Below are 17,496 nucleotides of genomic sequence, written 5' to 3'. Positions count from 1 at the left end.
TGTCTCGCTCAGGGTGCGAGGATGCTGCGTCCGAGGGCGACGAGGGTGACGATATCGGTGCCCTCGGTGTCGGCGGGCAACGCCTCGACCGGCCACCACCGCAGATCGAGTGACTCGTCGCTGATCGTGATCGGCGGCAGGCCGCCGTCCGACGTCGGTGGGGCCACCGCGACGAACCGCACGTCGAGGTGTCGTGTCGGCACGCCGAGCGAACAGGTGATCGGATGGGTGTGCAGTTGCGCGAGCCCGGCCAACTCCAGACTGTCGATGCCGGATTCCTCGCGCGCCTCACGCAGCGCGGCGTCGGCGATGGTCGCGTCGTCGGGTTCGCAGTGCCCACCGAGTTGAATCCATTTGCCCACCCGCGGATGCAGGGTCAGCAGTACGTGGTCGGCGCCGGCGTCGAAGACGATCGCCGACGCGGTCAGGTGACCGGGCGCGTGAGCGCGTAGGCAGGCCTGCGCGGCGGCGTCGAGGAAGGCGCGATAGGTGTGCCGCAGTGAGTCCTGTTCCGGCGAGGGCGCCGTCCAGTCCTCGAGCGTCGCCACCGCCGAATCGTGCAGGGATTCGGCGCTCACCGGACGATCAGCCAGTCGTCGGTGGGCGCGCTCCCACGCAGCCCGGACTCCTGTGCCGGGTGGCCGATGGCGATGGCGCCCAACGGTTCCCAGTCCGCGGGGACCTCGAGGTGGGAGGTCACCACGGGCGCGGCGAAGATGGTCGAACCGACCCAGCAGGAGCCGAGTCCGCGTACCGAGAGGGCGACGAGCAGGGCGGTGACGGCGCCACCTGCGGCGACGGTGAACATGGTGTGCTCGGCGGCGTTGCGACGCTCGTCGGGATAGGTGTGGGCGCCGTCGGGGATCAGAAACGGGATCACCAGTTCCGGGGCGTCGTAGAGGATGCGCCCGCGCGCGACGCGCTTCTCGATCGACTCGGCGGTCTTCTCGTCGGCGCCGAGATCGGCGCGCCAGGCCTCGCCCATCGCATCGAGCAGTCGCGTTCGGCGCGCGGCGTCGCGGACCCACACGAATCGCACCGGGTGGGTGTGGTGCGGAGCGGGTGCGGTGAGCGCGTCTGCGCATGCCGCGGTGATCGATTCCGGGTCGACCGGGGTGTCGGCGAAGGCGCGCACGGACCGCCGCGTCAGCAGTGCCTCCCGGCGGCCCTGCTCGATCGCCTCGGCGGTACCGAGGTGGAACAGGTCCTCGTCGGTGGGCCGGATCAGATCGGCCGCCCGTGACCCGTCGTCGGTGGGCTGCAATCCACGCACCACGGCCACCGGTACGCCCGCGAGTTTGCCCTTCACCAGATCGGCCGCGGCCGCGATCTCGTCGGCGACGGCGATGTCGGTGACCACCAACGGGTTTCCGTGGCTGTCGACGCCACCCTCGTAGGGATGGGTGACCGCGATCCCCGCCGCTCCGATCGCCACGTCGATCTGGCCGGTCCGCCACGCGCGGCCCATCGTGTCGGTGACGATCACCGCCACATCGATGCCCGCGGCCGCGGCGAGGGACGCGCGGAGTTCGGCGGCGCTGCGGTCGGGGTTCTCCGGCAACAGCGCGAGCGCGTCGACCGGAACATTCGACCCGTCGATGCCGGAGGCGGCCTGCACGAGGCCGAGTCGGTTCTCGGTGATCAGTGTGCGGTTGCGGCGCGCGAGTACCCGCACCGATTCCTGCACGACGAGGCGTCGGCGCAGGGCGTCGCGTTCGTCGGGGTCGGTGGGGGCGGGCACCATGCGGCCCTCGGTCTTGGAGAAGACCTTGCTGGTCACCACCAGCACGTCGCCGGACGCCAACCACGGTGCGGCCGTGAGGATCTCGCTGGTGAGGTCGGTGGTCGTGTCGAATTCCGGCAACCCGATCACCGGGCGCACCTCGATGATGCCAGGGGCGCGGTGATCGGTGATCGGAGATGCGCCGTCGCCCGTGGTCATCGATCAGCTCCGGTGGAGTCCGGTCCGGCGATCTCCGGGGTGTCGACGCCGACCAGAGCACACGCCGCGCGCACCATGTGCGCGGTGGCGATCGGGTCGGTCATCAGCAGGGGAGCGGCGCCGATGGAGATGCCCTCGACCGCGGCCTCGTCGCCGTCGGCGATGAGCCACCCGTCGAGGAGCCCGTTGCCGCTGCGCGCGCCGTAGTGTGCCGCGATCGCCTCGGCGGTGGTCTCGACCCCGATCACCGACAGACACTCGTCGGCCATGCCGCGCAGGGGCCGGTTGTCGATGACGGGACTCACGCCGACGACGCGTGCCCCGGTGGTGCGCAACGCGCTGCGTACGCCCGGCACGCTGATCACCGCGCCGATGCTCACCACCGGGTTGCTGGGGGCCAGCAGGACGACGTCGGCGTCGGCGATCGCCTCGATCACCCCTGCAGCGGCGTGCGTGTCGTCCGAACCGACCTGGGCGAAACCGAATGTCGGGATCTTGGCCCGGTGCCGAACCCACCACTCCTGGAAGTGGATCGCCACCTGGGCGCCGTCCTCGCCGCCCGGAGCGGACACCACGACGTGGGTCTCGTGGCGGTCGTCGGTGGCCGGTAACAGCCGCACACCGGGCTGCCAGCGTTTGCACAGTGCGGCGGTGACGTCGGAGAGCCGGTAGCCCGCGTCGAGCATCTGGGTGCGGATGAGATGGGTGGCGAGGTCGCGATCGCCGAGCCCGAACCAGTCCGGATCGGCGCCGTAGGCGGCGAGTTCCTCCTTGGCGTGCCAGGTTTCACCCCTGCGCCCCCACCCGCGCTCGGTGTCGATGCCACCGCCGAGGGTGTACATGCAGGTGTCGAGGTCGGGGCAGATCCGTACCCCGTGCATCCACGCATCGTCACCGACGTTGACGATCGCAGTGATCTCATGGGGGCCAGGGGGAGTTGCCGACTCGTCGCCCGCCGAGTCCTCGGCGGGCGCGGGAAACGGCGTCGGCCCGAACAATTCGCGGACACCCTGCAGGAATCGAGCGCCACCGACGCCACCGACGAGAACGGTCACCTTCACAGCGCTCCACTGTAGTGACCCGACGGCAGCGGCCCGACTCTGGTGACCCCACGACAAGCGGGTGAACCAGAACCGACGACCGACGCGCGCGACCGACACCGACCCGGGTGGCGCCGCGCCCGCGCTTCCGGTAGACCGTACGGGTCGGTGTCCGGGTGCGGCTGAGGTCGCAACCCGGACGTCCGGCCGCGCAGGCGATGTGAGATTCCTGACGAATCATCTTCCCCACGTGTCGCGACTCCGGTTTTCCTCGGCCAGTGGTATTAAGAAGATTTCTCGCTCGGCTTGACCTGAGTGGCCGCCAGCGTGTGTAATCACATCAGTGTCATTTTCGGTTCGAGATCGAGAATCACTGAGAGCTAAGTGTTTTCGATAGAATGTTCGACCGGATGTCGCTTCGGGTCGATGTGGTGCTCGCGTGGTGTGAGTGCGACTCGGAACGCCGGGCACTGGTGAAGATCGAACGACGAACAGGTGGACGGGGTGACGCGGCAGTGACGCCGTGGCGCGAGACAGCAGCAGTACAACGACTTCCCAGGCAGGAGGGGCCGACGATGGCATTCGACAACCCGATCGGCAATCCCCTTGAACCACAAGATCCTTCACACATCACCGGCTCGGACGACGCGTTGTATCGCAGTCTCGGACCGGTGAACGAAACGTTCCTGACCGCACCGCAGGTCGGGGTCTTCGACGCCGAGTCCGACGCCCCGCGACGGCATTTGTCGTTGGTGCCCAACGAGTTCGACGATCTGTTCGACGCGGTGGAGGAGCAGTGGCAGGACCGGGCGCTGTGCGCCCAAACCGATCCCGAGGCGTTCTTCCCGGAGAAGGGTGGATCGACCCGCGAGGCCAAACGCATCTGCTCCGGATGTGAGGTCAAGGCGGAGTGCCTCGAATACGCGCTCGCCAATGACGAGCGGTTCGGGATCTGGGGCGGCCTCTCCGAGCGCGAGCGCCGCCGCCTCAAGCGCGGCATCATCTGAGCCGCGGCCGGCGAGCGCCGGTCATGGTGATCACCGTGCGGTGATCACCATCGGCGTCGGCCACCGAGGCCGGCCACGGTGAGATCTTGACGCAGCGACGCCGTCCCGCCGTGCCGGGTCAGTCGAGTCCCCGGTCGATCGTGTCCTCGTCGACGCCGAGGTGGGTGGCGACCTGCTGCACCAGCACCTCGTGGATCAGTTCGATCAGTTCGGTGTCGCGACGCGCGCGGCTCTCCAGTGGTCTGCGGAACAAGATGATCTTCGCGCGGGTCGGCTGCCCGTGGACGTCGACACCGGCCGGGATGAGCCGCGCGAGCGGGATCGCGCCGTCGGCGGTCACCTCGTCGGGCCATTGGATCGTCTCCGGATCCCGCGGCAACATGCGGGGGATCTCGTCGACGGCGATGTCGAGTCCGGCGAGCTCGTCGTGCCACCGCGCATCGATCTCGGCGAAGGCCTCGATGGCCACCGCGTCGAATTCGTCGGATTTGCTGCGCCAGGCGGGCACGCTCGGCGGCAACAACGGTGTCCGCAATCCACGCCCGCGGCGCTCACGACGCCGAGGGGTACGCGCCGGCCCGGTGCGACCGGCGCGCGGTGGCCGAAAACCATCGAATCGCATGGCGCGAGTGTAGGAGGGCGCCTGCCGAATGTCTCGTGCCGGTGCCTGTCTCGTGTCGGTTGCCCGTCCGCGGTGTCGGTGTCGACGGTTCACGCGTGTCGGGATCACCGGATCGATCCGGGCCGGGCTAACCTCAATGACGTGAAGCTTCCCCGCCAGTGCTGCAGGCCCGGCTGCACCCGTTCCGCGGTGGCTACCCTGACCTTTGTCTATGCGGAGTCGACGGCCGTGATCGGACCCCTCGCCAGCTCGGCCGAACCGCATTCCTGGGATCTGTGCGACGAGCATGCGCGCCGGATCACCGTGCCCCGCGGCTGGGAGATGCTGCGCAGTGAACGGGGTTTCTCGGCGCCGTTGGCCGAGGACTACGAGCTGACCGCCCTTGCCGAGGCCGTGCGCGAGGCCAGCTCCGGAGGACGTGCCGGGCGGGTTGCCGCGGACATGTCCCATCCCGATCCGATCGATGCGTTCGACGACATGCGTCCGGGGCGCCACCGCGCGCCCACCCGCGACGCACATCCCGCCGATCCCGGGCCGCGTGGTGGTGCCACCAAACCGCGCCCGGGCCGGCGCGGCCACCTCCGGGTCCTGCCCGACCCCGTCGACTGACCGCTCGCCTCGAGTGCCCACCGATGGCTCGTGCACTCCGGCGCACCGAACCGCCGACGGCCGCCCGTCATCGGGTCGCGCGCTGTGTGGGCGCCGTGCCGAACGGCTGACTACTGTAGGGGTCATGCGAACCGGTGCCCCCGATCTCGACGACGTCGACGACCTGATCGCGGCCGACACCGAGGGACTCCTGCACGCGGCCGCACTCGCCGGGGCGCAGGTGCGCTCGGTCGCCGAGGCCGTGCGTGAGGGTGTCGCCGAGCCGCTCTCGGAGTTGCGTCCCCGCAGTGTGGTCATCGTGTGCGCCCCGGGTGGTCCGGCCGCCGGCGCCACCGCGATGGTGTGTGCGATGCTCGCCACGCGGGTCGACGTCCCCATCGTGTGTACCTCGGCGTTGCCCGGTTGGATCGGTCCGCTCGACGTCGTCGTTCTCGCCGGTATCGATGGCGGTGACATGACTCTCGCCGACGCCGCAGCGCGGTCGTTGCGGCGTCGCGCCGAGGTCGTGATCAGTGCGCCCATCGAAGGTCCGTTACGGGATGCATTGGGGGGCAATGGGATCGACTTCTCGCCTCGGGTGGACGTCGATCCCCGGTTTCGCTTCCCCGGCTTCGTGGCAGTGTTGCTCGCGGTGTTCACCGCGCTCACCCAGGTCCGGTTCACCGGATCCGCACCCACGGTGTCCGACCTCGCCGACGCGCTCGACTCCGAGGCTGCCGCCGATCATCCCGCGCGCGAGACCTTCCACAACCAGGCCAAGATCCTCGCCGCTCGGCTCGGCGAGGGGCCGGTGATGTGGACCGGTGACTCACCCGCGACACTTGCGGTGGCCGATCGAGCCGCCGCGGTGCTCTTCGCGGTTTCTGGAAGTCGGTGCGCGACAGCCGATCTCGCCGACATTTCACGTGTCTCGCGGGACATCTGGTCGGTCGCCGAGGCCGGGTCGGCCGCCGACTCCCTGTTCTACGACCCGCAGATCGACGGGCCGCGCGGCGATGGCCCACCGCGGGTGATGGTGGCCACCACCGCCGCCCGCGAGTGGGACACGCGTCGTCGCATCGGCGCCCTGGCGTCGACGGAGGTCCTCGTCGGAGCCGACGCCGATGCGCAGGTCCCGCCCGTGGTCGGTGGTGACCCCGCCGAACCGGCCGACGCCCCCGGCGATCTCACGTCCCTGTTGGTGTTGATGTTGCGTATCGAAATGGCAGCGGTGTACCTGCGACTGATCGGAGCCGAGCAAGGATGAAGGTCATCGAGGGAGTCGTCCGCACGTATGCGTGGGGGTCGCGTACCGCGATCGCCTCACTGCGTGGCAAACCGGTACCGTCACCGCACCCCGAGGCCGAGTTGTGGTTCGGCGCTCACAGCGCCGGTCCGGCGTGCGTCGTCGAGGACGACGGGACGACGATCGGCGCCGATCTGCTCTCGGTGATCGAGTCCGATCGGACCGCCGCCCTCGGTGCGCCGACCGTCGAGCGGTTCTCCGGTCGGCTGCCGTTCTTGCTCAAGGTCCTCGCCGCCGACGAACCGCTGTCGCTGCAGGCGCATCCCTCGTCCGACCAGGCCGGTGAGGGTTTCGCGCGGGAGAACGCCCAAGGGCTCGCCCTCGACGCGCGTGACCGCAATTACCGCGATCCGTGGCACAAGCCGGAGTTGGTGGTCGCGCTCACCGAGTTCGATGCTCTCGCGGGTTTCCGCGACCCGGCGGTCACCGTCGAGTTGCTGCGCGAGCTGCAGGTCAGCGAACTCGATCCGTTCCTGGGAATGCTGGTGGGCCAACCGGATTCACACGGTCTGCGCGCGTTGTTCACCACCTGGCTCACCCTGCCGGAGGCCACGATCCAACGGGTGACGCCCGCTGTGCTCTCCGCTGCGGTGCGCGTGCTCGAATCGGGTGAGAGCGGGTTCGGCGACGAACTGCGGACCCTGCTCGAACTCGGCGAGATGTATCCCAACGATCCCGGGGTGCTGGGTTCGCTCCTGCTCAACCGGGTGCGACTGCAACCCGGTGAGGGTCTGTACCTGCCGGCCGGCAACCTGCACGCCTACCTCGACGGCACCGGGGTGGAGATCATGGCCAACTCCGACAACGTGTTGCGCGGCGGGTTGACGTCCAAACACATCGACGTGCCCGAACTGTTGCGGGTCCTCGATTTCACGCCGGTCGACGTGCCCGACCTGATCCCGGCGATCCGCACCGTCGGCGCCGAACGCATCTATCTCACCCCGGCACCCGAATTCCGGCTGTCCCGTGTGGAACTCGACGGCACCGGGATGACGCAGCCGTCATCGATCAGTTTCGACATGCCGGGCCCGCAGATCCTCGCGGTGCTGTCCGGCACCATCGAGGTCCGTCCGGCCGGGGGTGCACCGCTGGCGGTGACCGCGGGCCGGGCGGCCTGGCTGACCGACGCCGATCCCGACGTGGTGGTCCGCGCGGCGTCGGCGCGTGCGGTGTTCTTCCGCGCCCTGGTGCCGATCCACGGGTGATCGGGGTTATCCGCGTCCGGCGGGCACCGGCTCGTTGCGCGCGGCCTCTCCGATCATCGCCCACTCCTCGGGTAACGCGACCATGGTCACCGTCGTCCGGGCGGTCGCGGTGACCACCGAGATCTGTTGGGGCACACGCGGATTCTGGATGAGTGAGATCGTCGCGGCCGATCCGGGACGGCGCGTGCCGTCGTCGACGACGAAACGCGTGACGCCCGGCGGTGGGGGACCGGCCGGCGGGTCGATCCCGTCGTAGAGATCCACCCGGACCCCGCGGGGCGCGTTGTCGGCGAGTGCGACATGCAGCATCGGGGGATCGGCGACGGCGGCGACGAGGTGGTGCCAGCGCTGCGCGGAGGCCGTGTGGAGCACCACCGGAGCCCCGATCGCAACCGTGCGCAGGACGGTTTGGGCGATCATCGCAAACGAGCCCGAGAGGACGACCACCTCGACGCCCGGACCGACGAGCGGCAACGCGACCGCGTGACCGCTCCGATCGGCGCCGAGGAGTTGTCCGCAGCCGCCGGCGGGGAGCGCGAGGTGCTCGACGAGTCGTGCGGCACGTGCGCCTTCGGCCGCGGGTAGCGCGCGTGCGAGCCGCGAGGGCGATGCCACCGGGAGTGAGGTGGTGAACGCATCGAACTGGCGGCCGCGCAACCGCATGGTGCCGGCCGGGTCACCGCTGTTCGGGCCGCTGCCGTTCGGCCCATCGTCGGCCGGGCCACCGTCGAGACGGACCAGTGCGGCGACCCGCAGACGACCATCGGTGCCTCGTCCGAGACGCATCGTCAGCGTCGTCGCGGCGCTCGGCTGCGACCAGATGTCGGCAGCCACCCGCGGGAGTTCGTCCGGATCGACGGCGAGCGACCGCGTGGTCAGTCGGGAGCCGCGCAACCCGTCCCACTCCTCGGTCAGCTCGTCGAGCTCGTGGCCGGCGGTGAGATGGTCGGTGACCGCGGTCATCTCGGCCGCCGAGAGCGCGGTGACGGCGAGCCCGCGTTCGGTCAGCCGGCGGGCGACCCGTTTGGTGGTGATCGTCGCCGCCCGGAGTGCACCTTCGGCGCCGCCGCCACGCCGGGCGACGGCGTCGGGACAGTCCCGGGGATCGAGTCGCAGGATCACGAACACGTTCCGGTGGGCGGTGGCCGACAGTCGCCCCAGGGTCCGCAGATAGGTCGACGCCGCAGGGCCCCGACCGCGGAGTCGGGTCCCGTGGCTCACCACGTCGATCGAGGCGAGTGGGATGTCGAACGGATCGATGCACTCGGCGAGAACGTCAAGGGGGACATGCGCTTCGGCGGTCCCCGAACCGACGCCGGCCGGCGCGCCGAGCCGGGTCAGCACGGGTGTGCCGGGGCGGATCCGCAGCGCGGTGATCAGGGTGTCGCCGGCCCAGCGGGCGCCGATCGGCGCCTCGTCGACGTCGGCGACGCGTGATCCCACGACCGTTCGGGTCGGAATGTCGAACGGTGCGGGGGCGACGTCGTCGGTGCGCCGACGCAGACGCGCCCAGGCGAAGGCGCATCGGCGACCGATGCGCTGCAGGGGCGAGGTGTGCTCGCGCCACGGGATCATCATGAGTGCCGCCACCGCGGCGATCGCCAGTGCCGGCCCGCCCAGGTGGGCGCCCCTCACGGCCCAGATCATCAGACCCAGGGCCAGCAGCACCTCGACGAGCACCACGCACCGCACCGGGGATGGACCTGCGGCCCGCCGATGCGCTCGCGGCTGCGCGCCCACCCCGTTCTGTCCGGAACCCGTCCGCCCCCGCCTGTTCGATGCCACCTGTGCCCCCTGTTCGACCTGTCTCCCCCGACATACCGGTGCACGACCGTCCCGGACGAGGTGTGCGCAAACGACGTCTGCACATCGTGCCGAGCCGATCCGCGTGTATCGGTTAGGGTACTACCCAAATCGCACAAATCGCCGCGAAGGCGGATCGGTGACTCGGTAGTCCACAGGGGGAACCGAATGGACATGGGGTGCGTCCAATCGGGTATCAACACCGTCGTGTGCGCAGGGAGGGGATCGCATGGCGCGGCAACTCACCACGAAGGCTCAGGTCAACGGCTACCGGTTTCTGCTGAGCAGACTCGAGCACGCTCTGGTCCGCCGCGACGCCCGGATGCTGCACGATCCGATGCGCTCGCAGATGCGCGCTCTGGTACTCGGAACGGTGCTGGCGCTGCTGGCGTTGGCCGGCTTCGGGATCTGGGGTCTGGTGAAACCACAGGGCAGTGTGGGCAAGTCGGCGATCCTGGTGAGCAAGAACAGCGGCGGCCTCTTCGTCGTGATCGACGAGACCTTGCATCCCGTTCTCAATCTCGCCTCGGCGCGCCTGATCGTCGGCGACGCCGCCGCTCCGACGTCGGTCAGCGACCGCAAGTTGGCGGACTATCCGCGCGGTGCGCTGCTGGGTATCCCGGGAGCGCCTGCCGGGTTACCCGGATCGGCACACCCCGGGACCTCGACGTGGAGCGTGTGCGACCGGATCGACGACCGACAACTCGCGGGCCGGCCGGATGGGCCGCACGCGGTGCGGCTGGCGGTGATCGGGGAGAGGCCGGCGCTCGGTGACCGATTCCGCACGGCCGCACCAGAAGACGCGGTACTGGCCTCCGACGGCCGTTCGACCTTCCTGCTGTATACGGTCCGGCGTGGGGACCGGCCGGTGCCCGTGCGCGCCGAGGTCGACACCGCGGACCCGGCGGTCATGCGGGCCTTCGGACTCGAGGGGGCCACGGCGCGCACGGTCAGTACCGGGTTGCTCAACTCGGTGCCGGAGGTGGCGCCGCTGCGGGTCCCCGACCTCGCTGCCGGCACGGCGGCGCCGGTGATCTCTGCGCCGGGTGTACGGATCGGGTCGGTGGTGCGCACGGTCGGGATCGACGGTGCCGCACACTATTACGCGGTGCTCGCCGGCGCGGTGCAGCCCGTCGGAGCGGCCACTGCCGAGATGTTGCGGCTCGCCGAAGACGGTGGTGCCGCGGAGGTGATGACGGTGGCACCGGCCGTCGTCAATGCGGTGCCGCACACCGGCACCGCCTTGCCGGTCGGCGAGTTTCCGTCTCGTCCACCGCATCTGGTGGACGTGCCGGCGGCCCCGACGCTGTGTACGACGTGGGCCCGAGGTGCCGACGACCCGCGTGCAACCACGACGATGCTCCTCGGCCGCGGATTACCGATCGAGTCGTCGCAGCGACCGGTCACGTTGACCAGTGCCGATGGCAGCGGCCCCGGCATCGACGAGGTCTTCCTTCGCCCGGGGTCGGGTGAGTACCTCCGCGTCACCGGCAACGAGCCGGACAGCACCCGGTCCGAATCGCTGTTCTACCTGAATGATTCGGGCATTCGATTCGGCGTCGCGGATCTGGCCACCGGCCGGATCCTGGGTCTCGGTGACGCTCCTGCGCTCGCACCGTGGTCGGTGGTCTCACTGCTCACCCCGGGACCGACGCTGTCGCGCCACGATGCGCTCGTCGCGCATGATGCCATCGCTGCCGACCCCGCCGGCGCGCCGGTCGCCGTGCCGGCCGGTTAGGGCGCGCCGCCCGAGCAGGGTGTCCGACCGGGCCGATCGGGATCGTGGCACACCCCACTCGTCAGACCGGGGTCACCGGACCGCCCATGATGTTGCCGACGATCCCACGGATGATGTTGGTGCCGTCCTCTTCTCGCAGTTCGCGATACCACTGCGCGGTCTTCTCCGGGTCCTTGGCGTGGGTGACGTCGCAGCGTTTGCGTGCCCGCAGCACGAGTTCGCCTGCGCGCTCGGTGCGCGCCGCCTGGTAGGCGGCGAGCGCTGCGGGTACGTCGTCGGGATGGTCGCGGAACGCGTACTGCAGTGCGACGGCGTCCTCCATCGCCGAGCAACCGCCCTGTCCGATGTCGGGGGTGGTGTTGTGTGCGGCGTCGCCGAGCACCGCGACCCGGCCCTTGACCCAGGTGTGGAAGGGGTCGAGGTCGAGGATCTCGACGCGATTGGTCGTCGCCGGGTCGAGGGCGGCGATCAGCGTCTGTACGCCGGGCGCCCAGTCGGCGAACTCGGCGGCGAGAACCTTTCTGGCACTGCCCCGTTCGTACGGCGCACCCTCGGGCATCGGGACGTCGAAGAAGAAATAGAACCGGCCACCGGCCACCGGCATCACCGACACCCGGCGACCGTCGCCGACGTAGGTGGTCCACTCGGTGGCGGGCCCGATCGCCTCGTCGATCTCCACGAGTCCGTTGAAGTTCACGTATCCCGCATAGCGGCGCGTGACGGGTCCGCCCAGCACGTATTCGCGGGTCAGCGATTTGGCGCCGTCGGCGCCGATGACCAGATCCGCGGTGACAGTGGTGCCGTCAGCGAACTCGACTGTGGCACTGTCTGATCCGTCGCCACTGTCTGATCCGTCGCTCACCGAGATCATCTTCTTGCCGAAGTGGATGTCGTCGATCCCGTAGGCCTTCATCAGCATCAGTTGCAGCTCGGCGCGCGCCACCGGGTAGGGCCGCTGGCCCACCTCGTCGATGAGCGGCTGCATCGAGAAGCGGCACATGGTGTCGCCGGTCTTCGCCTCGACATAGCTCATCGTCTCGACGATGCCGCCGAGCTCGGCGACCTCCCGCTCGAGTCCGAGATGATTGAGGCATTTGACACCGTTGGACCACACCGAGATCGCCGCTCCGACCGGCTTGTTCTCGGTGACCTGCTCGTACACCTCGACCTCGATGCCGAGTTGTTTGAGCGCGATCGCCGCACTCAGTCCACCCATACCGGCCCCGATGATGACAGCCTTCACAACACTTCCTTCCCGCAGAACCACTACAGGCTAAGGGGATCGGGGCGCTCGCGCGCGTCGAGGATGCTGCCCGTCGATGGTCTCCGGGGGAGAAACCGTGGCCGTCGCCGGTGTGGTCAGCGGGCGGCGCAGCCCGCCGCGAGGGTCCGCACCATGCGTTCCCATTGATCGGTGATGGTGGCGACGTCGAGTCCCACGGTGTCGGTGAGGTGTTGCACCGACGATGCCGCCAGCGGTGCCTGCACCGCGATGGCCACGGTGTGGACGTCGTCGCCGAAACCCAACTGGCGCAGCAGGATCTGCACGTGCTGGGTGGAAGCGCGCCAGACCGGATGCTTCATGAACTCGCCGCTGTCGGCGCCGGCCTCGAGGAGGATGTCGAGATGATCCACGGTCATCTTCAGCCGCGCCCGCCCGTAGGCGAGCAGGCGGTCGAGGGGTGGTGCCCCGGGGCCGAGGGGTTCGGGACCGGAGAGGTAGGCCTGCTGGAGCTCGGATTCGGAGTGGTCGAGCAGGGCGTGCATCAACCCGGTCCGGCTGCCGAAGCGACGGAACACCGTTCCCTTGCCGACGCCTGCCGCTGCCGCGACGGCATCCATCGTCACCGCCGCGGCACCGCGGGTGTCGATGAGCGTCTGCGCTGCGGCGAGCAGTAGGCGGCGATTGCGCGCGGCGTCGGCGCGTTCGGGTTCGCCGGTGCCGGACAGGCGCAGAGACAGCGCGTTGTGCTCTGACTCGGACACGTGATGTACCTAACTCTCGACGTCATGCAGAAATATTCGGACCGTGGTCCGGTTGATTCTATCAACTGATACTCGAGTGCAGGAGGAGATGTCGTGTCCGATTCGACCGTTCATGTGGTGGCGCTGGTGGGGAGTCTGCGCAAGGACTCGATCAATCGTCGGTTGGCCTTGGCCGCTGTCGACAATGCGCCGGAAGGCGTGTCGGTGACCCTGGTCGACGGCCTCGAGCAACTGCCGTTCTACAACGAGGACCTCGATTCCGCGACCGGACCGGTGGCCGGCGATGTCGATCCCGCGGTGGCGCGGCTACGCGCGCAGGTGGGTGCGGCCGATGCGGTTCTGCTGGCCACGCCCGAATACAACGGCTCCACTCCGGCCGTACTGAAGAACGCCATCGACTGGCTGTCGCGGCCCTACGGCAATGGTGCGCTGAAGGACAAGCCGGTCGGCGTCATCGGAGCTGCGCTGGGCCGCTACGCGGGCACCTGGTCGCGTGAGGACACCCGCAAGTCGGTCGGTATCGCCGGTGGGCGCGTCGTGGAAGAAGTGGACTTCGGAATCCAGACGGTCGGACTCGACGACGGTGCGCTGCCCGCCGACGTCGTCGACGGCGTGGGTGCTGCCGTGCGCGTGCTGGCCGATCAGGTGCCCGCCCGCGTCTGACCACCACGCCACGGTTCGCGGTGACCTGCGAGCCGTGAGCAGGGGTCGTGGGGGCGCGCAAACGCGACACGCCCGGCGGCACCGCAACACGCCGGGATTCGCGATTCTGCATGCGTCGCGACCTGCGAGTTTCATGAATGTGATTCACAACTTCTTGGGGTGCTCTGAAATGTCAGGCACTAGGTGTAGTGTTCTCAACACCAGCAGGGCCGAGATGCACAGAGGCGTCAGCGGCCGCGGGTGAAGGCCAGATGCGGTGACCTGCGTCACGTTCTTCACGCTGGAAAACCGAACCGACCGCCACCCATCCGACGAGCATCTGCCGATCATCACGTGACCCGAGGAGCGTTCATCAATGGCCATCACCGTCTACACCAAGCCGGCCTGTGTGCAGTGCAATGCCACCTACAAGGCGCTCGACAAGCACGGGCTGTCCTATGAGGTCGTCGACATCAGCACCGACGACGAGGCCCGTGACTACGTGATGGCCCTGGGTTACCTGCAGGCGCCGGTGGTCGTGGTCGGCGATGACCACTGGTCGGGATTCCGTCCCGACCGCATCAAGGCGCTCGCCGCCAACGCTGCCTGAGCCCGCCGCGCTCGTTCGATCCGGAGGGGAAGTCGGGATCGAACCGCCGGCGGGTCGACGTGCAGCCACGTGCGCGGTTGCCTGCCCCGTGCGATCCACCGGGGCAGGCAACCGGACCAAGAAATTCCGCATGTGATCACGGTGTTCAACCAGATACGGCCCTTGATCGGATAGCCGTTGACCGAATACAACGTTCATCAGACTCGGTAGGGGTGAGACAGATGACGGGCACCGCGCCATTGGTCGTCTACTTTTCCTCCGTGTCGGAGAACACCCATCGTTTCGTCCGCAAGCTGGGACTGCGGTCGGTACGGATTCCCGTCGCCGATCGGCTCAGCATCGAATCGTTCCGAGTCGACGAACCGTTCGTGCTCATCTGCCCGACCTACGGCGGCGGCAGGTCATCGACCGCGATCGGCGGAGGATTCGTTCCCAAGCAGGTCATCAAGTTCCTCAACAACCCCGACAACCGATCGTGGATTCGCGCGGTGATCGCCGCGGGTAACACGAACTTCGGTGAGGAGTTCTGCCTCGCCGGGGACATCATCTCGCGCAAGTGTCACGTGCCCTACCTGTATCGGTTCGAGCTGATGGGCACCGACCACGACGTCTCGCGGGTTCGGGAGGGTCTCGTCGAGTTCGCGGCGACTCCTGCCTTCGAGCGCCCGGACTTGTCCGACCCTCTCACTACAGTGACGCGGTAGTCGTTTCATCGTCGAAGCCGCACACGCCGACCCCCACCCCGATCAGTCCTTCACGCCCGTCCGCACACCCCGAAAGCACAGGAGTTCTCGTGTCGCCCACCGCATCCGTCTCCGACGTGACCACCGACACCACCACCTCGGCCAGCAAGTCGGGTGTGCACGCCTCGCCGGCGGGTCACGACCCGGGAGAGCTCGATTACCACGCCCTCAACGCGATGCTCAACCTGTACGACCGCGACGGCAGGATCCAGTTCGAGAAGGACCGCGAGGCCGCGCACCAATACTTCCTGCAGCACGTCAACCAGAACACCGTCTTCTTCCACGACCTCGACGAGAAGCTCGATTATCTCGTCGAGGAGAACTATTACGAGCCCGAGGTCCTCGCCCGGTACGACCGCGAGTTCGTCAAACTCCTCTTCGGGCATGCCTACGGCAAGAAGTTCCGCTTCCCGACCTTCCTCGGTGCGTTCAAGTACTACACGAGCTACACCCTCAAGACCTTCGACGGCAAACGCTATCTCGAGCGGTTCGAGGATCGTGTCTGCATGGTCGCGCTGACGCTGGCCGACGGTGACACCGCGCTGGCCCGTAATCTCGTCGACGAGATCATGGAGGGTCGCTTCCAGCCGGCCACGCCGACCTTCCTCAACTCCGGTAAGAAGCAGCGCGGCGAGCCGGTCAGTTGCTTCCTTCTTCGTATCGAAGACAACATGGAATCCATTGGGCGGTCGATCAATTCGGCTCTGCAGCTGTCCAAGCGCGGTGGTGGGGTGGCGTTGCTGCTGTCCAACATCCGTGAGCACGGTGCGCCGATCAAGAAGATCGAGAACCAGTCCTCGGGTGTCATCCCGATCATGAAGCTGCTCGAGGATTCGTTCTCCTACGCCAATCAGCTCGGTGCCCGTCAGGGGGCCGGTGCGGTGTATCTGCACGCCCACCACCCCGACATCTACCGCTTCCTCGACACCAAGCGGGAGAACGCGGATGAGAAGATCCGTATCAAGACGCTGAGCCTCGGCGTGGTGATCCCCGACATCACCTTCCAGCTCGCCAAGAACAACGACGACATGTACCTGTTCAGCCCGTACGACGTCGAGCGTGTCTACGGGGTGCCGTTCGCCGACGTCAACGTGACCGACAAGTACCACGAAATGGTCGAGGACAAGCGGATTCGCAAGACCAAGATCAAGGCGCGCGAGTTCTTCCAGACCCTCGCCGAGCTGCAGTTCGAGTCGGGTTACCCCTACATCATGTTCGAGGACACGGTGAACCGGGCCAATCCGATCGACGGCAAGATCACCCACTCCAACCTGTGCTCGGAGATCCTGCAGGTCTCGACGCCCTCGACGTTCAACGATGACCTCTCCTATGCGCATGTGGGCAAGGACATCTCGTGCAACCTCGGCTCGCTCAACATCGCCAAGACCATGGACTCGCCCGACATCGGGCAGACCATCGAGACCGCGATCCGTGGGTTGACCGCCGTCAGTGACCAGACCTCGATCACCTCGGTGCCGTCGATCGAGCACGGCAACAACGAGTCCCACGCGATCGGTCTCGGGCAGATGAACCTGCACGGCTACCTTGCCCGTGAGCGCATCTTCTACGGCAGCGACGAGGGTATCGACTTCACCAACATCTACTTCTACACCGTGCTCTATCACGCCTTGCGCGCATCGAATGCCATTGCGCGCGAACGGGGTAAGGCGTTCGCCGGGTTCGAGCGCTCGAAGTACGCCAGCGGTGAGTTCTTCGACAAGTACACCGATCAGGAGTGGCTGCCGAAGACCGATCGGGTGGCGGAGTTGTTCGCGCAGGCCGAGATCACCATCCCGACCCGCGACGACTGGCGTGAACTCAAGGCGGCGGTGCAGCGTGATGGCATCTACAACCAGAACCTGCAGGCGGTCCCGCCGACCGGCTCGATCAGCTACATCAATCACTCGACGAGTTCGATTCACCCGGTGGCGGCCAAGATCGAGATCCGCAAGGAAGGCAAGATCGGTCGTGTCTACTACCCGGCGCCCTACATGTCCAACGACAACCTCGAGTATTACCAGGACGCCTATGAGATCGGCTACGAGAAGATCATCGACACCTACGCCGCGGCGACCCAGCACGTCGACCAAGGCCTGAGCCTGACGCTGTTCTTCAAGGACACCGCGACCACCCGCGACGTCAACAAGGCGCAGATCTACGCGTGGCGCAAGGGAATCAAGACCCTCTACTACATCCGGTTGCGCCAGATGGCCCTCGAGGGGACCGAAGTGGAAAACTGCGTCAGCTGCATGTTGTGAGCCTCG

The 17,496-nt window shown here is 67.9% G+C and carries 16 protein-coding genes; 9 read left to right on the top strand and 7 right to left on the bottom strand.

Annotated elements, in window-relative coordinates; all coding sequences use genetic code 11:
* Window positions 1–8: 8 nt before the first annotated feature.
* Genes AC5ZH6_RS16985 through cofD form a run of 3 tightly spaced genes read right to left on the bottom strand, consistent with a single transcriptional unit; the run spans window position 9 to window position 3,003 of the window.
* Window positions 9–578 (bottom strand): NUDIX hydrolase, encoded by a 570-nt coding sequence (locus AC5ZH6_RS16985; protein WP_496167542.1) that lies wholly within the window; start codon window positions 576–578, stop codon window positions 9–11.
* On the bottom strand, window positions 575–1,942 hold the full coding sequence (locus AC5ZH6_RS16980) for a coenzyme F420-0:L-glutamate ligase (RefSeq protein WP_496167541.1): 1,368 nt from the start codon (window positions 1,940–1,942) through the stop codon (window positions 575–577). Before AC5ZH6_RS16980 ends, AC5ZH6_RS16985 begins: the two co-directional genes overlap by 4 nt.
* Window positions 1,939–3,003 carry a 2-phospho-L-lactate transferase gene (cofD, locus tag AC5ZH6_RS16975; RefSeq protein WP_170320159.1) on the bottom strand — a complete coding sequence of 355 codons (1,065 nt, stop codon included), beginning with the start codon at window positions 3,001–3,003 and terminating at the stop codon, window positions 1,939–1,941. Before cofD ends, AC5ZH6_RS16980 begins: the two co-directional genes overlap by 4 nt.
* 722 nt (window positions 3,004–3,725) lie before the next feature.
* Here cofD and AC5ZH6_RS16970 point away from each other — a divergent pair.
* Window positions 3,726–3,989 carry a WhiB family transcriptional regulator gene (locus AC5ZH6_RS16970; RefSeq protein WP_170320161.1) on the top strand — a complete coding sequence of 88 codons (264 nt, stop codon included), beginning with the start codon at window positions 3,726–3,728 and terminating at the stop codon, window positions 3,987–3,989.
* A 118-nt stretch (window positions 3,990–4,107) separates the two neighbouring features.
* On the opposite strand, the gene AC5ZH6_RS16965 is transcribed toward AC5ZH6_RS16970, so the two are convergent.
* Entirely contained in the window at window positions 4,108–4,611 is a 504-nt protein-coding gene (locus AC5ZH6_RS16965) for a metallopeptidase family protein (protein WP_050955222.1), read from the bottom strand.
* Between the two features lie 141 nt (window positions 4,612–4,752).
* Between AC5ZH6_RS16965 and AC5ZH6_RS16960 the strand changes: the two genes are divergently transcribed.
* From AC5ZH6_RS16960 to manA, 3 genes are all read left to right on the top strand, one after another.
* On the top strand, window positions 4,753–5,220 hold the full coding sequence (locus AC5ZH6_RS16960; RefSeq protein WP_081482465.1) for a DUF3499 domain-containing protein: 468 nt from the start codon (window positions 4,753–4,755) through the stop codon (window positions 5,218–5,220).
* A 124-nt stretch (window positions 5,221–5,344) separates the two neighbouring features.
* A complete protein-coding gene (locus AC5ZH6_RS16955) occupies window positions 5,345–6,466 on the top strand; it encodes a hypothetical protein (RefSeq protein WP_014360597.1) in 1,122 nt (373 codons plus the stop codon).
* Window positions 6,463–7,710: a mannose-6-phosphate isomerase, class I gene (gene manA, locus AC5ZH6_RS16950; protein ID WP_014360596.1), complete on the top strand. Its 1,248-nt coding sequence runs from the start codon at window positions 6,463–6,465 to the stop codon at window positions 7,708–7,710. The genes AC5ZH6_RS16955 and manA overlap by 4 nt, the downstream gene beginning before the upstream one ends.
* A 6-nt stretch (window positions 7,711–7,716) precedes the next feature.
* Here the strand turns inward: manA and eccE are convergent, their stop codons facing one another.
* The gene (gene eccE / locus AC5ZH6_RS16945) at window positions 7,717–9,393 is read right to left on the bottom strand and encodes a type VII secretion protein EccE (protein ID WP_020170727.1); all 1,677 of its coding nucleotides are present in this window, start codon (window positions 9,391–9,393) and stop codon (window positions 7,717–7,719) included.
* A 349-nt stretch (window positions 9,394–9,742) separates the two neighbouring features.
* On the opposite strand from eccE, the gene eccB reads away from it, so the two are divergent.
* Window positions 9,743–11,251 (top strand): type VII secretion protein EccB, encoded by a 1,509-nt coding sequence (eccB, locus tag AC5ZH6_RS16940; protein WP_020170728.1) that lies wholly within the window; start codon window positions 9,743–9,745, stop codon window positions 11,249–11,251.
* 61 nt (window positions 11,252–11,312) lie between these two features.
* Here eccB and hpxO read toward each other — a convergent pair whose 3' ends face one another.
* The gene (hpxO, locus tag AC5ZH6_RS16935) at window positions 11,313–12,494 is read right to left on the bottom strand and encodes an FAD-dependent urate hydroxylase HpxO (protein WP_006367611.1); all 1,182 of its coding nucleotides are present in this window, start codon (window positions 12,492–12,494) and stop codon (window positions 11,313–11,315) included.
* A gap of 116 nt (window positions 12,495–12,610) precedes the next feature.
* Entirely contained in the window at window positions 12,611–13,237 is a 627-nt protein-coding gene (locus tag AC5ZH6_RS16930; protein ID WP_006367610.1) for a TetR/AcrR family transcriptional regulator, read from the bottom strand.
* A 93-nt stretch (window positions 13,238–13,330) separates the two neighbouring features.
* Here AC5ZH6_RS16930 and AC5ZH6_RS16925 point away from each other — a divergent pair, with 93 nt between their 5' ends.
* The 4 genes from AC5ZH6_RS16925 (at window position 13,331) to nrdE (ending at window position 17,490) form a co-directional block, all read left to right on the top strand.
* Window positions 13,331–13,900, top strand: a complete 570-nt coding sequence (locus tag AC5ZH6_RS16925; protein ID WP_020170730.1) for an NAD(P)H-dependent oxidoreductase — start codon at window positions 13,331–13,333, stop codon at window positions 13,898–13,900.
* Between the two features lie 355 nt (window positions 13,901–14,255).
* Complete coding sequence (locus AC5ZH6_RS16920; protein WP_006367608.1) at window positions 14,256–14,489, top strand: redoxin NrdH; 234 nt, start codon at window positions 14,256–14,258, stop codon at window positions 14,487–14,489.
* Between the two features lie 221 nt (window positions 14,490–14,710).
* Complete coding sequence (gene nrdI, locus AC5ZH6_RS16915) at window positions 14,711–15,193, top strand: class Ib ribonucleoside-diphosphate reductase assembly flavoprotein NrdI (protein ID WP_020170731.1); 483 nt, start codon at window positions 14,711–14,713, stop codon at window positions 15,191–15,193.
* An 89-nt stretch (window positions 15,194–15,282) separates the two neighbouring features.
* Window positions 15,283–17,490: a class 1b ribonucleoside-diphosphate reductase subunit alpha gene (gene nrdE, locus AC5ZH6_RS16910; RefSeq protein ID WP_020170732.1), complete on the top strand. Its 2,208-nt coding sequence runs from the start codon at window positions 15,283–15,285 to the stop codon at window positions 17,488–17,490.
* Window positions 17,491–17,496: the final 6 nt, after the last annotated feature.

The sequence above is a fragment of the Gordonia sp. YC-XJ4 genome (assembly GCF_059511865.1).
Note: the sequence above shows the minus strand (reverse complement) of the source record. Positions and strands in the feature narration are given on the sequence as shown.